Origin of the sequence: Deferrisoma camini S3R1 (assembly GCF_000526155.1) — a bacterium.
Lineage (GTDB): Bacteria > Desulfobacterota > Deferrisomatia > Deferrisomatales > Deferrisomataceae > Deferrisoma > Deferrisoma camini.
The window spans coordinates 3233104-3246280 of sequence record NZ_JAFN01000001.1 but is presented as its reverse complement, the minus strand read 5'-3'; the positions used below and the strand labels follow the sequence as shown (position 1 = coordinate 3246280).

Here is a 13177-nt window from a genome sequence, read left to right as displayed (position 1 = left end):
ACGGATACCCGAGAGCGACCAAGAATTACACCCGTTCGAGGACTGCGCAAGTAACAAATCGGCAGAACCGGCACAAAATCTGCGGGAATCCCCCGGTCTCATCCCAAAGGGGGATGCGCCGGCCGGGTCCGGCGGGTATCCTTGGGGCCCGTGGGGTGTGACTTCGAGGGGCGGGGCGGGGCGGGAGGCAGAGAGGATGGGCCGTTTCGCCTGGGCCGCGCTGGCGGCGGCCGTGTGGCTCGCCCTGGGCACGGTGTCCGCGCAGGCCGACCGGAAGCAGGCGTCCGAGCTGTACAAGAAAGCCATGCGGGCCTACCGGGCCGGCCGGATCCAGCAGGCGCTGGAGGGGTTCGAGCGCTCGGAGGACGCCGACCCCACCTACCCCTACCCGCCCCTGGCCCGCATCTACCACCAGCTGTTCGAGCAGGGCATGACCCACTACCGGGATGCGGCCCTGGCCTACGACCGGGTGGGGCTGCTCCTGCGGATCACCCCGCCCGGCCCCACCGAGCAGGCCCTGTACCAGGCCTACTACTTTCAAGGGCTTCTCCTGCTCAAGGGGGGCGAGTACGAGAAGGCCCTCCGGGTTCTCGACCGGTTCCTGGAGGTGGCCCCCGACTTCTACGCGGTGGAGCGGGTGCACAACGCCCGGGGGGTGGCCCTGTACTCCCTGGACCGGTTCGACGCGGCCGTGGCCGCGTTTCGCAAGGCCCTGGAGGCGGATCCCGACTTTGCCGAGGCCCGGTTCAACCTCCGCAGCGTGTACACGCGGCTCTCCACCTACAACGAGGCCGTGGCCCTGGCCCGGTCCGGCCAACCCGAGGCCGCCCTGCGGCGGCTGGCGCGGCTGCGGGAGTTCGCGCCCCGGTACCTGCCCGGCCGGCGGCTCGAGGCCCAGACCCTGGCCCGCCTGGGCCGCACGGCCGAGGCCGAGCGGGTGTTTCGGGAGATCCTGGCCACCGATCCGGACGACCCCCTCACCTACGGGGTGCGCCTCGACCTGGCCCGGATGCTGGCCGGTCGGGGGCAGACCGTCGAGGCCCTCGCCCTGCTCCGGGAGAACCTGGACCGGTTCCCCCGCATCGCGGACGAACGGGCCAAGGAGGCGACCCGGAAGCTGCTGATCCGGCTGGGGGGTGTGCCGTGAGGCGGCTCGCCGGGGTCCTGCTTCTCGTTCTGTGGGGCGCGGCGTCCGGGGCAACCCCGGATGCGCCAGCACCCCTGGCGGGCAGCCACGCCGAGCTGGCCTGCGACGACTGCCACTCCGGCCCGCGGATCGCGGACTGCTGGAACTGCCACGAGGCGACCGAGAACCCACACCCCGTGGGCATCGCGGCCCGGGACGTCCGGATCCCGGAGGGGTTCCCCCTGGCCGCCGACGGCGCCCTGCTGTGCCGCACCTGCCACCGCCTCCACGGCGGGGACCCCGACCGGGAGTTCCTGCGGGCCGAGCCCGGCATGACCCGCATGGGGTTCTGCATCCAGTGCCACGGCTCGTCCCTGGACCACGCCAACCCCCACCGGGCCCGCCGGGGCGAGGGCCGGTGCGGGTTCTGCCACGTGCGCAGGGGCGGCCGGCTCCTGACCGGCCGGGGCTCGGCCCGGCTGGAGATCAAGCGGCTGTGCAACTTCTGCCACGACGTGCTCGCCAAAGGCCACCCCCGCAACGTGGACCCGGACCTGAGCCTGCCCAAGGACGTGCCCATGGGGCCAGGCGGAGCCTGGACCTGCTTCACCTGCCACGACCCCCACGGCACCACCCAGACCACCCACCTGCTGCGCACGGAGGTGGCCCGGCACCTGGAACGGGGCCGGGAGGCGAACCCCCATGTGCCCGAGTACTTCGCCTGCCGGGCCTGCCACACCACCTCCGACCCCGACGCGATCCGGCCGCCGGGGTACGCCCTGCGGTATCGGGGCGACGTGAACGTGCTGTGCATCAGCTGCCACGTGACCGACCGCAGCCACCACCCCACCGGGTTCCCGCCGTCGGCCCCGGCCGCCGCCCGCCTGGCCGCCTCGGGGCTCGACCTCCCCTTGGGCCCCGACGGCGAGATCGTGTGCACCACCTGCCACGACAACCACTGCGCCTCGGGTGAGCAGCGCATGGGCGAGCGGTACTACGACCGGAGCCGCGGGGCCAGCGACCTGTGCGGGGCCTGCCACGACCGGTCGGTGCTGACCCAGGCCAGCCCCCACGTGGACGACCCCAAGACCTGCCCTACCTGCCACGTGGCCGTGCCCGTGCCCGGCTCGGCCGAGGGCCACGAGCTGGTGGCCTCGCCGAAGATGGTGTGCCTGCGGTGCCACAGCGTAAACTTGCACCCCGCGAATGCCGATCATCTGAAGGTGCCGTCGGGCAAGATCCGACCCGACCCGAGCCTGCCCCTCGGCCCCCAGGGTGAGGTCACATGCGCCACCTGCCACAACCCCCACGCGGACCCCGAGCACCGCGCCGCGCGGCTGCGTGCCGACGCACAGGCGCTGTGCTCGCTTTGTCACTGGCGCTAGCCGCCGGCGCCGGCCGGACCGAGATCTACCGGTGGACCGGCCCGGACGGCACGGTCCACTACACCGACAACCTGGGGCAGGTGCCCCCCGAGTTCCGGTCCCGGGTCCGCACCCTGGACGACCGACTGCCCCCCGCCCGCCCCCCCGACCGGATCCCGTTGTCCAACGCCGGGGCCGGGTACCTGGCCGAGGTCCGGGTGAACGGCCGAGGCCCACTGCGGCTGGTGCTCGACACCGGCGCCACCACGACCGTGCTGAGCCCCGACGCGGCCCGGCGGGTGGGCCTGAGGGTGCGTCGGGACCCGCCGGTGGAGCTCCACACGGCCGGGGGGAAGGTCCGGGCCGGGTGGGCCGAGGTGCAGACCCTGGAGGTGGGCGGCCGGCGCCGCGGCCCGCTCAAGGTCGTGGTGCACGACGCCGTGGCCGGCGCCGACGGGCTCCTGGGCATGGACTTTTTGGGGGCGTTCCGGGTGGAGCTCCAGGCCGACGGCCCGTACCTCCTTTTGCGACCGCGATGAGCGCGGGCCGGCCCGGGTTGCCGCGGGCGGGCCGGCCCGCGGATAATGCGCGCCCGAGCGGGCAGACCCCTTCGAGGAGTGGAGACCCCATGCACGACGTGGCTGCCATCGTCCTTGCCGCCGGCAAGGGCACCCGGATGCGATCGAGCACGGCCAAGGTGCTCCACCCCCTGCTCGGCCGCCCCCTCCTGGCCTACCCCCTGGACGCCTGCCGCCGGGCCGGCGTGGACCGGGTCGTGGCCGTGGTGGGGCACCAGGCCGACGAGGTGCGCCGGAGCCTGGGGGCCGAGGGGATCGAGTTCGCCCTGCAGGCCGAGCAGCGGGGCACGGGCCACGCCGTGCTGTGCGCCCGGGAGGCCCTGGAGGGGTTTGCCGGCACCGCCCTGATCCTGTGCGGCGACGTGCCCCTGATCCGGCCCGAGACCCTGCGCCGGCTCGTGGCCACCCACCGGGACGCCGGCGCCCGGATCACCGTGCTCACCATGGAGCCGGACGACCCCACCGGCTACGGCCGGCTGGTGCGCGACGCGGACGGGTGGGTGGAGCGGATCGTGGAGGAGGCCGACGCCACCGACGAGGAGAAGGCCATCCGCGAGGTGAACACCGGCACCTACGCGGTGGAGCTGCCCTGGCTGTGGCAGGCCCTGGCCCGGGTGGGCTCGGACAACGCCCAGGGCGAGGTGTACCTGACCGACGCCGTGGCCCTGGCCGCCGGGGAGGGGGCGGCCGCGGCCGTGGCCCTGCCCGACCCCATGGAGGCCCTGGGCGTGAACTCCCGGGTCCACCTGGCCGAGGCCAGCCGGGAGCTGCGCCACCGGATCAACCGGGCCTGGATGGAGGCCGGCGTGACCCTGGAGGACCCGGCCACCGCCTGGATCGAGCCCGGCGTGGAGCTCGAGCCCGACGTGACCCTGGGCCCTGGGGTGAGGCTCGCCGGCGCCACCCGGGTGGCCGCGGGCACCCGCATCGACACCGGGTGCGTGCTGGTGGACACCGAGGTGGGTCCAGACTGTCACCTAAAGCCCTACTGCGTGCTCACCGAGGCCCGGCTCGAGGCCGGGGCCCAGGTGGGCCCGTTCGCCCACCTGCGGCCGGGCGCGGTGGTGGGCCCCCAGGCCCGGGTGGGCAACTTCGTGGAGATGAAAAAGGCCGTGCTGGGCCGGGGCAGCAAGGCCAACCACCTCACCTACCTGGGCGACGCCACCGTGGGCCAGGGCGCCAACATCGGAGCGGGCACGATCACCTGCAACTACGACGGCGTGAACAAGCACCCCACCGTGATCGGCGACGGGGCGTTCATCGGCTCGAACACCAGCCTCGTGGCGCCGGTGCGGGTGGGCGACGGCGCCGTGGTGGGCGCGGGCTCCACCATCACCAAGGACGTGCCCTCCGGCGCCCTGGGCGTGGCCCGGGGCAAGCAGCGCAACGTGGAGGGCTGGTCGGATAGGAAGCCGGGCAAGGGGTAGGCAGGGCGGTCCACGGTCACCCGTCACGGATCACTCGTCACCGGTTTCCAGTCACCCGTCACCCGTTACGCGTCACCGGTTTCCAGTCACCCGTCACGGATCCCAAGGGAGTTTCCCCAATGTGCGGAATCGTCGGATACATCGGTCGTCAGCCGTGCACCCCCATCCTCGTGGAGGGGCTTAAGCGCCTGGAGTACCGGGGCTACGACTCGGCCGGCGTGGCCGTGGTCGAGGCCGGCGGGGTTCGGGTGGTGCGCAGCGTGGGCAAGCTGGCCGCTTTGGAGGAGAAGCTCCGGGGCACCGAGCTCAAGGGCACCGTGGGCGTGGGCCACACCCGCTGGGCCACCCACGGCCGGCCCAGCGAGGAGAACGCCCACCCCCACGCCGCGGGCGAGGTGGTGGTGGTCCACAACGGCATCATCGAGAACTACCTGGAGCTGCGGGGCGAGCTCTCGGCGGCCGGCCACGAGTTCCTGAGCGAGACCGACACCGAGGTCATCCCCCACCTGATCCAGCGGTTCCTCCGGGACGGCGCCGACCTGGAGGAGGCCCTGCGCCAGACCATCGCCCGGCTCGACGGCTCCTACGCCGTGGCCGTGGTGAGCGCGGCCGACCCCGACCGGCTCCTGGCGGCCCGGCGGGCGAGCCCCCTGGTGGTGGGCCTGGGCGAGGGCGAGACCTTCGTGGCCAGCGACATCCCGGCCGTCTTGGGCCACACCCGCCGGTTCATCTTCCTGGAGGACGGGGACCTGGCCGTGTGCACCCGGGAGGGCGTGCGCATCACCCACGCGGACCAGGGCCCGGTGGATCGGGAGGTCCACGTGGTCCAGTGGACCCCGGCCATGGCGGAGAAGGGTGGGTACAAGCACTTCATGCAGAAGGAGATCTTCGAGCAGCCCCGGGCCCTGGCCGACACCCTGTCGGGCCGGCTCGGCGCGGGTCGGGCCGCCGTGCACCTGGACGGCGGCGACCAGGCCGACGAGATCGCCCGGCGGATCGGCCGGCTCCACATCGTGGCCTGCGGCACCAGCTATCACGCCGGCCTGGTGGGCAAGTACTGGATCGAGGGCATCGCCCGGGTGCCGGTGGAGGTGAGCCTGGCGAGCGAGTTCCGGTACCAGGACCCGATCCTGGGCCCGGAGACCGGGCTGCTGCTCATCAGCCAGTCCGGCGAGACCGCCGACACCCTGGCGGCCCTGGCCGAGGGCCGGGAGAAGGGCGCGCCGATCCTCTCCATCTGCAACGTGGTGGGCTCCAGCATCCCCCGGGCCTCGGACGCCGTCCTGTACACCCACGCCGGCCCCGAGATCGGGGTGGCCTCCACCAAGGCATTCACCACCCAGCTCGCCACCCTGTACCTGCTGGCGCTCCACATGGGCGCGGCCCGGGGCCGCCTGAGCGCCGAGGACCTGGCCGAGCGGATCGAGGCGGTCCGGGCCGTGCCCGGCGCGGTGGAGCGGTCGCTGGAGTCCGACCCCCACATCGAGACCGTGGCCCGGTCCATCATGGACGCCACGAGCTCCCTATTCCTGGGCCGGGGCCTCCAGTTCCCCATCGCCCTGGAGGGGGCCTTGAAGCTCAAGGAGATCAGCTACATCCACGCCGAGGGGTACGCGGCCGGCGAGATGAAGCACGGCCCCATCGCCCTGGTGGACGAGGACCTGCCCGTGGTGGCCCTGTCGCCCCAGGGGGCCACCTACGAGAAGATGCGCTCCAACATCCAGGAGGTCCGGGCCCGGCGGGGGCGGGTCATCGCCGTGGCCAGCGAGTCGGACGCCGAGATCGCCGACCACGCCGAGTCCGTGCTCCGGGTCCCCGACTTCGACCCCGAGCTCCTGCCCATCGTCAGCGTCGTGCCCCTGCAGCTCCTGGCCTACCACACGGCCGTCCTCAAGGGCACCGACGTGGACCAGCCCCGAAATCTGGCCAAGAGCGTAACCGTCGAGTGACCGCCGACCGGCCGCTTGACCTCTTGTCGCGCCCGCCCTACCCTGTGAACCAGTTATCTAAACCAGTTCACAGGGTAGCGGAATGGCGATGCAAGTGGGAGCGTTCGAGGCCAAGACCCATCTTTCCCGGCTGCTTGCCGCGGTGGAGCGGGGCGAGAGAGTGACGATCACCCGGCGCGGCAAACCGGTGGCCGTGCTGGTGCCGCCGGAAGCGGCGGGGGAAATGGGCGGGGAGGAACTGGTTCAGGAGTTCGCGGCGCTGCGTGCGCGCACGCGCCCGGGCCCCGAGTCGATCCGGGACCTCCGGGATCACGGGCGAGACCGATGAACTCCATTGTCGTGGACTGTTCCGTGTCGGCGGCCTGGTGCCTCCAGGACGAGGCCAGCCCGGCTGCCGAGCGCCTCCTGGAACGGGTGATCCGGCAAGGAGCCCTCGTGCCAGCGATCTGGCCGTCCGAGATGGCCAACGTGCTCGTGACGGCCGAGCGGCGGGGGCGGATCACGCCTGCGGACACCGAACGGGCCGTGGAGCTCCTCGAACGACTCCCCATCCGCATCGACTCTCCCCACGGGGGGACCCTCAGCCGGTGCCGGGCCGTGGCTCGGGAATACGGCCTCACCGCGTACGACGCGAGCTACCTGGATCTAGCCTTTCGAGAGGGTCTTGAACTGGCCACCTTTGACGAAGAGCTCGCCGAGGCTGCCCGACGGGCAGGGGTGCCGCTCGCGAGCGAAGCGTAGCCGGGTACTCCGTGCTCAAAGAGACCGATGTGGACCCGCCCCGGAACCTCGCGAAAAGCGTCAACGTCGAGCAGGGGGTTGCTAGCAGAAGCCGTCGCTGTACCGTAAGAACGTAATGCGTCCTTACGGAGGAATGCCATGGGGGCGATCGCGAAAATCACGGCAAAGGGTCAAGCCACCGTCCCAAAGGAGGTGCGCACGGCCCTAGGGTTATCGCCGGGGGATCTCATTCTTTGGGAGGTCGAGCCCGACGGTACGGCCCGGGTGCGCCGCGTGGGGCCCGTGGACATCGAGTACCTCCGGGCCGTGGAGGGAACCCTGTCCGAGTGGGCCAGCGAGGCGGACGAGGAGGCCTACGGTGACCTTTGATCTTTCCACCCTTGACCACCGCCTGGTCCGGGGCCAACTGGGAACGCTTTCGCCCGCTGACGGGGAAGAGGTTTTGGCGAATCTACGAAGACTTCTCCGGATTGGGTAACGAAGATACGGCACGGGGGGGCCGACGAACTCGGTCGCGCCAATCGCCTCACGCCGCCACCCAGTCCTCGCACAGCACCTCGGTCTGCTCCAGCACCAGCTCGGTCGCCCGCTCCTGCTTGTCGGGCGGGTACCCGTACCGGCGCAGGATCCGTTTCACCAGGATGCGAAGCTGCGCCCGGGCGCTCTCGCGCCGGGTCCAGTCCACGGTGACGCTACGCCGCACCTTGTCCACCAGCTCGTGGGCGATCTGCTTGAGCGTCTCGTCCCCGAGCACCTCCACCGCGCTCTCGTTGGCGGCCAGGGCGTCGTAGAAGGCCGCCTCGTCCTCCGTCAGGCCGAGCTTCTCGCCCCGCTTCCTAGCGTCCTGGAACCGCTTCGCGATGGCGATCAGCTCCTCGATCACCTGGGCCGCCGTGACGACCCGGTTGTGGTACTTCCGGAGCGCCTCCTCCAGGAGCTCCGAGAACGCCCGCTCCTGCACCACGTTCTTCCGCAGTCCCACCCGGATCTCGTCCCTCAGGAGCTTTTGGAGCGCCTCCACGGCCAGGTTCTTCTGGGGCAGGTTCCGGACCTCGGCCAGGAACTCGTCGGAGAGGATCGAGATGTCCGGTTTCCGCAAGCCTGCCGCGGCGAAGATGTCCACCACGTCGGCGCCCGACACCGCCCGCGACACGAGCTGGCGCACCGCGGCCTCCACCTCCTCGGGCGGCCGCCCGCCCGGGCCTGCCGTGGCCTTCACCATGGCGGCCCGGATGTCCTGGAACAGGCCCACCTCGTCGCGGATGGCCAGCGCCTCCTCGTGGGGCACGGCCAGGGCGAAGGCCTTGGAGAGCGCGGCCACCGCCGTCAGGAACCGCCGCTTGCCGTCCTCCTGGGCGAGCACGAAATCCATGGCGTCCGCGATGCCCTGGAGCCGCTCGGCAGGGGGCGCCCCCACCAGGGCGGAGCAGTCGAACCCGTGCAGGATGCCTCGGACGATCTCGTACTTCTCGCGCATCACCGCCACGGCCTCGGCCTGGTCCACCGTGGCCCTGCCCCGGCCCCCGCTCTCCGCGTACACGGCGAGCGCCCTCTTGAGCGAGTCGGCGATGCCCAGGTAGTCCACCACCAGCCCGCCGGGCTTGTCGCGAAACACCCGGTTCACCCGCGCGATGGCCTGCATCAGGTTGTGGCCGCCCATGGGCTTGTCCACGTACATTGTGTGCAGGCACGGCACGTCGAACCCGGTGAGCCACATGTCGCGCACGATCACGAGCTGGAGCTCGTCGTCCGGGTCCTTGAACCGCCGCGCCAGCAGGTCCCGGCCGGCCCTGTTGCGGATGTGGGGCTGCCAGGAGGCCGGGTCCAAGGCCAAGCCCGTCATCACCACCTTGATCCTGCCCTTGGTGTCGTCGTCGCTGTGCCACTCCGGCCAGAGCCGGGCGATGGCCTCGTACATCGCCACGCAGATCCGGCGGCTCATGCACACGATCATGCCCTTGCCGAACAGGGCCTCCTGCCGCCGCTCGAAGTGGGCCACCAGGTCCTCGGCCACCAGGCGCAGCCGCTTTTCGGCCCCCACCAGGGCTTCGAGCGAGGCCCACCTGGTGCGGAGCCGCTGCTTTCGGACCTCGTTCTCCTCGTCCTCCGTGATCTCCTCGAACGCCTCGTCGAGCCGGGGCTTCTCGTCCTCGTCCAGCTCGATCCGGGCCAGCCGGCACTCGTAGTAGATGGGCACCGTGGCGCCGTCCTCCACGGCCCGCTGCACGTCGTAGATCGAGATGTAGTCGCCGAACACCGCCCGGGTGCTCCGATCGTCCTTCTCGAGGGGGGTGCCGGTGAACCCGATGAACGAGGCGTTGGGCAGAGCATCGCGCATGTGCCGGGCGAACCCGTCGATGAAGTCGTACTGGCTGCGGTGGGCCTCGTCGGCGATCACCACGACGTTGCGCCGCGCCGAGAGCAGAGGGTGGCCCTCGCCCCGGTTCTCGGGGAAGAACTTCTGGATCGTCGTGAAGATCACCCCGCCCGACGCCACCTGGAGGAGATCCCGAAGATGGGCCCGGCTCTCCGCCTGCACCGGCGTCTGGCGCAGGATCTGCCGGTTGGCCGCGAACGTGGCGAAGAGCTGGTTGTCCAGGTCGTTGCGGTCGGTCAGCACCACGATGGTGGGGTTCTCCATGGCCGGGTGGCGGATCACCTTGCTCGCGTAGAACACCATGGAGAGGCTTTTGCCCGAGCCCTGGGTGTGCCAGATCACCCCGGCCCGGCGGTCCCCGAACCTTCCCGGGGGATCCTCTTCCTCGCGGACACGGGACGCCCCGAACGGGTCGGCCTGCTCCGCCTCCTCGAACCGGGCGTAGAGGGCTCCGGGGTCGGCTGCGATGCCGCAGGCGGTGAGGGTGGACGCCAGCGCCTGGTTCACGGCGTGGTACTGGTGGTACCCGGCCGCCTTCTTGGCGATGCCGTCGGTTCCCCCGCCGCCCTCCTCGAACGTGATGAAGTTGAGCACGTAGTCCTGGAACCGCCGCGGCTCCAGCATGCCCCGGATCAGGGTCACGAGCCCCGGCTGCACCGTACCGTCGGTCTGCTTGTCGTTCCCCGGCTCCCGGTAGAGGTCGGTGCCGTCGATCGTGCGCCAGGGCATGAACCGGTCCCAGCCCGAGGCGAGGGTGCCGAACCGGGCCCGCATGCCGTCGGAGATGACGCCGATCCCGTTGTAGGTGAACAGCGCCGGGATCTCCCGCTTGTACGTCTGGAGCTGCCGAAAGGCCTGGCGCAGCGTGGCCTGCTCGTCACCCGGGTTCTTGAGTTCGATCACGGCCAGGGGCAGGCCGTTCACGAACAGCACGAGGTCCGGCCGCCGCGTGCGCTTGCCCTCCACCACCGTGAACTGGTTGACCGCGAGCCAGTCGTTCCGCTCGGGGTGCTCCACGTCGAGCAGCCACGCCTTGCCGTGCCGCTCCCCCTCGGGCCCCATCCACGATACGTCCACCCCGTCGGTGAGCATCCGGTGGAAGCGCCGGTTGTTCTCGATGAGCGCCGGGCTCTCCGGCGTCAGCACCTTGCGCAGCGCCTCCTCGACGGCCGCACCCGGCAGCTCGGGGTTGATCCGCACCAGCGCATCCCGAAGCCGCCCCACGAGCACCACGTCGCCATAACTCTCCCTCTCCGGCCGGTCACCGTCCGGAGCGAGGTCCGGGCCGTAGGCGGTTTGCCAGCCCAGCGCCTGGAGTTCGGCGAGGGCCATCTGCTCGATGGCGTCTTCAGAGAGTTGGGTCATGGCCTGCTCCGCCGTTGCGCCCGCTTCCTGTGCCGGTAGAGACGCTCCGTAAAACCGCCCTCCCGCTCGAAATCCCGCGCCAGCCGCTCGACCTGCCGGTCCAGGAGATGGCAAGCCAGGTTCAGCAGCGACAGCGCGGCATTGGCCACCAGACAAGCCGAAGGCAGGGGCCCGCACGGACCCTCATGGACGGACACGGACGCTCCGCCGGGACCTTCGCCGCTTGTCGTCGCGCCGGCGCGGGTCCTTGAGCGTCCGTGCTCGTCCGTGTCGCTTTTGTCGGCCTGAATCGCCCTTCGCCGCTCCTCCGCCACCCACGCCCGCACCTCGTCCAACGTGCGGGGCCTCGACGCCTTGAACCGCACCAGCGCCGGATGGTTCGGCTCCAGCTTGGGCAGCTCCCGCTGGCGCAAAAAGTCCTCGTAGTCGAGCCGCAGTTCCTCCAAGCTCGCACGGGCAACCTGTGTGAGCTTCAGCTCCATCTTCTTCGAGGTGCCCGAGGCCACCGAGCCCTCGGCGATGTTCTGGGTTCCCGACCGCGCCGCCTGCACCATCTGGTCGCGCGTGCGGCTCCGGCGTTCGATGTAAAGATCGCAGAACCGGACGGTCACGTCGTAGATGAGCTGCGCCACCTGAAAGCTCTTCAGCTTCCGGTAGCCGCCGTGCTTCGGGATCAGGGGATCGCCCGCGGCACCCGGGCGCGTTGCCTCCCCGCGCCGGCCTCCGCGGACATTCCCGCGCTGGTTCATCCGACGGCCTCCAGGACCCTTTCCGCATCCGGCACGCGTAACTCGCCGGAGATGAGTTTGGGGAGGAGCGTGTCGCGGATTTGGGATAGAGCACGCATTTCTTCAACAAAAGAGCGAATACTCTCGTCAAGCGGATACACCAACTCTTCAAACAATGAAATGATATCAGGTCGAGGCATAACGATTGGCAGATTCTGCAACTGCTTCTTGTTTATGGCGCCGAATATGGTGCCTTCAGCATCATAGCTCTTAAAGCGTTCACCGAGTACACGCATTACACAATATGTATAGGATCGACTTCCTGATTTGTGACGGACCGAAGCAACGCCTCGGCCAATGCAACACGTCTCATATGCCATATTGATATCACCGACGGGCGCGCGAACACTTACCAGCGTGTCACCAGAGCGCGCTATTCGTGTCGGGACAGCACAATAGATCCGGTTTGAGGGATATCGAAAACCAAAGTCACGGCGGCCCTGAAAGAAGGGAAGGCCTTCGCCTTTTTCATTATAAGTTGAGCCCGGAGGGGATTGCCCCATCGTTAAATCAAATTCAGCCCCGATGGTTGTTGCTCCCCACCCCTCCGGAATCGGCCCCAACTCGGAGTCCCGGAAGCGGTCGGGGAAGAGGCGCAGGATCTCTTCCGGTAGCCTGAGGACGCCGGGGTTGTCGCGGTAGTGGGCGGCCTTGGCGCCGAACTTCTCGGGGATGGGGTTGCCGGCGCGCAGGGCGTTGACCACCACCGGGTCGAAGTCCACGAACCAGCTCTTGAACAGCGCCTGCGCCATGGCCTCCAGCGTCTCGTTCATCCGCCGGTTCAGCTCGATCTTGTCGTCCAGCGTGCCCAGGATGTGGGCGATGGCGCGTTGTTCGGGTAATGGGGGCAAAGTGATACGCATCCGCCGCTGATCTCTCAAACTAACATATTCGGCCATGTCGGTCTGACTTGCGACGCCCATAAGTTGTACAAAGAACTCGCGGCCTTGCATCCAATAATATAGATACCTAGGGTAAATCAAATTCCAGTCCATGGACCTCCAAAAGCATAGCTGCGGAGAATACACAAATCGGGGCGTATCCTGGCGCACGAACGCGAATCTGCCAACAGTGCCTTTCGAGGTGAACACCACGTCCCCGATCTGGCTGATCTTGTGCCCAACTTTCGCGATGCCTTCTTCTGGAAAGCAATCGGCACCCTCGAATCTAAAGCCATTATTGATGTTACCCGCACGGGCAAACGGGAGGCCGTGAGCGCCGAGTTCGCTGTTCTTGGCTCGATAGCCGTCACCGATAACAAGCTTTTTCGCCTTGAGGAGTTCGCTCACCTCAAGGCAGCGCCACTCACCCCCCATGCCGCACCCCCCCAACTTCTTCTCGATCCTCATCACCTTTCCTCACCCGCCCCGAACCCGATTCGCCGCTTGGGTTCCGGCTCGTGCTGGGTCATCAGCTCGCGGATGGCGTCGACCCCCCTTGAGGTCACATTTTGTGATCTCAA

Annotated in this window: 11 protein-coding genes; 8 read left to right on the top strand and 3 right to left on the bottom strand. The window is 69.5% G+C overall.

Translation table 11 applies throughout. The annotated features are described in order from the left end of the window. Positions 1-196: 196 nt before the first annotated feature. From DEFCA_RS24315 to DEFCA_RS0114295, 8 genes are all read left to right on the top strand, one after another. On the top strand, positions 197-1147 hold the full coding sequence (locus DEFCA_RS24315; protein ID WP_025323702.1) for a tetratricopeptide repeat protein: 951 nt from the start codon (positions 197-199) through the stop codon (positions 1145-1147). Beyond that, the gene (locus DEFCA_RS0114325) at positions 1144-2511 is read left to right on the top strand and encodes a cytochrome c3 family protein (RefSeq protein ID WP_025323701.1); all 1368 of its coding nucleotides are present in this window, start codon (positions 1144-1146) and stop codon (positions 2509-2511) included. The genes DEFCA_RS24315 and DEFCA_RS0114325 overlap by 4 nt, the downstream gene beginning before the upstream one ends. Continuing rightward, positions 2496-3029 (top strand): TIGR02281 family clan AA aspartic protease, encoded by a 534-nt coding sequence (locus DEFCA_RS20895; RefSeq protein ID WP_025323700.1) that lies wholly within the window; start codon positions 2496-2498, stop codon positions 3027-3029. The genes DEFCA_RS0114325 and DEFCA_RS20895 overlap by 16 nt, the downstream gene beginning before the upstream one ends. Before the next feature lie 89 nt (positions 3030-3118). Next, positions 3119-4495 (top strand): bifunctional UDP-N-acetylglucosamine diphosphorylase/glucosamine-1-phosphate N-acetyltransferase GlmU, encoded by a 1377-nt coding sequence (glmU, locus tag DEFCA_RS0114315; protein WP_025323699.1) that lies wholly within the window; start codon positions 3119-3121, stop codon positions 4493-4495. Positions 4496-4614: 119 nt separating this feature from the next. Beyond that, entirely contained in the window at positions 4615-6444 is a 1830-nt protein-coding gene (gene glmS / locus DEFCA_RS0114310; RefSeq protein WP_025323698.1) for a glutamine--fructose-6-phosphate transaminase (isomerizing), read from the top strand. Positions 6445-6526: 82 nt separating this feature from the next. Continuing rightward, on the top strand, positions 6527-6772 hold the full coding sequence (locus tag DEFCA_RS0114305; protein WP_211483267.1) for a type II toxin-antitoxin system Phd/YefM family antitoxin: 246 nt from the start codon (positions 6527-6529) through the stop codon (positions 6770-6772). Beyond that, a complete protein-coding gene (locus DEFCA_RS0114300) occupies positions 6769-7185 on the top strand; it encodes a type II toxin-antitoxin system VapC family toxin (RefSeq protein ID WP_025323696.1) in 417 nt (138 codons plus the stop codon). Before DEFCA_RS0114305 ends, DEFCA_RS0114300 begins: the two co-directional genes overlap by 4 nt. A 138-nt stretch (positions 7186-7323) precedes the next feature. Then, positions 7324-7554 (top strand): AbrB/MazE/SpoVT family DNA-binding domain-containing protein, encoded by a 231-nt coding sequence (locus DEFCA_RS0114295; RefSeq protein ID WP_025323695.1) that lies wholly within the window; start codon positions 7324-7326, stop codon positions 7552-7554. A 157-nt stretch (positions 7555-7711) separates the two neighbouring features. Here the strand turns inward: DEFCA_RS0114295 and DEFCA_RS0114290 are convergent, their stop codons facing one another. The 3 genes from DEFCA_RS0114290 to DEFCA_RS21655 are packed head-to-tail and all read right to left on the bottom strand — an operon-like array spanning position 7712 to position 13064. Beyond that, on the bottom strand, positions 7712-10927 hold the full coding sequence (locus DEFCA_RS0114290) for a type I restriction endonuclease subunit R (protein ID WP_025323694.1): 3216 nt from the start codon (positions 10925-10927) through the stop codon (positions 7712-7714). Continuing rightward, positions 10924-11676, bottom strand: coding sequence for a four helix bundle suffix domain-containing protein (locus DEFCA_RS0114285; protein ID WP_025323693.1), 753 nt, complete (start codon positions 11674-11676; stop codon positions 10924-10926). Before DEFCA_RS0114285 ends, DEFCA_RS0114290 begins: the two co-directional genes overlap by 4 nt. Then, the gene (locus tag DEFCA_RS21655; protein WP_084319237.1) at positions 11673-13064 is read right to left on the bottom strand and encodes a restriction endonuclease subunit S; all 1392 of its coding nucleotides are present in this window, start codon (positions 13062-13064) and stop codon (positions 11673-11675) included. The genes DEFCA_RS0114285 and DEFCA_RS21655 overlap by 4 nt, the downstream gene beginning before the upstream one ends. Positions 13065-13177: the final 113 nt, after the last annotated feature.

What these genes read in the sequence shown, in the direction of transcription:
- DEFCA_RS24315 (WP_025323702.1), top strand. Translation starts at nt 197, where the DNA reads ATGGGCCGTTTCGCCTGGGCCGCGCTGGCGGCGGCCGTGTGGCTCGCC.
- glmU (WP_025323699.1), top strand. Translation starts at nt 3,119, where the DNA reads ATGCACGACGTGGCTGCCATCGTCCTTGCCGCCGGCAAGGGCACCCGG.
- glmS (WP_025323698.1), top strand. Translation starts at nt 4,615, where the DNA reads ATGTGCGGAATCGTCGGATACATCGGTCGTCAGCCGTGCACCCCCATC.
- DEFCA_RS0114305 (WP_211483267.1), top strand. Translation starts at nt 6,527, where the DNA reads ATGGCGATGCAAGTGGGAGCGTTCGAGGCCAAGACCCATCTTTCCCGG.
- DEFCA_RS0114300 (WP_025323696.1), top strand. Translation starts at nt 6,769, where the DNA reads ATGAACTCCATTGTCGTGGACTGTTCCGTGTCGGCGGCCTGGTGCCTC.
- DEFCA_RS0114295 (WP_025323695.1), top strand. Translation starts at nt 7,324, where the DNA reads ATGGGGGCGATCGCGAAAATCACGGCAAAGGGTCAAGCCACCGTCCCA.
- DEFCA_RS0114290 (WP_025323694.1), bottom strand. Translation starts at nt 10,927, where the DNA reads ATGACCCAACTCTCTGAAGACGCCATCGAGCAGATGGCCCTCGCCGAA.
- DEFCA_RS0114285 (WP_025323693.1), bottom strand. Translation starts at nt 11,676, where the DNA reads ATGAACCAGCGCGGGAATGTCCGCGGAGGCCGGCGCGGGGAGGCAACG.
- DEFCA_RS21655 (WP_084319237.1), bottom strand. Translation starts at nt 13,064, where the DNA reads ATGAGGATCGAGAAGAAGTTGGGGGGGTGCGGCATGGGGGGTGAGTGG.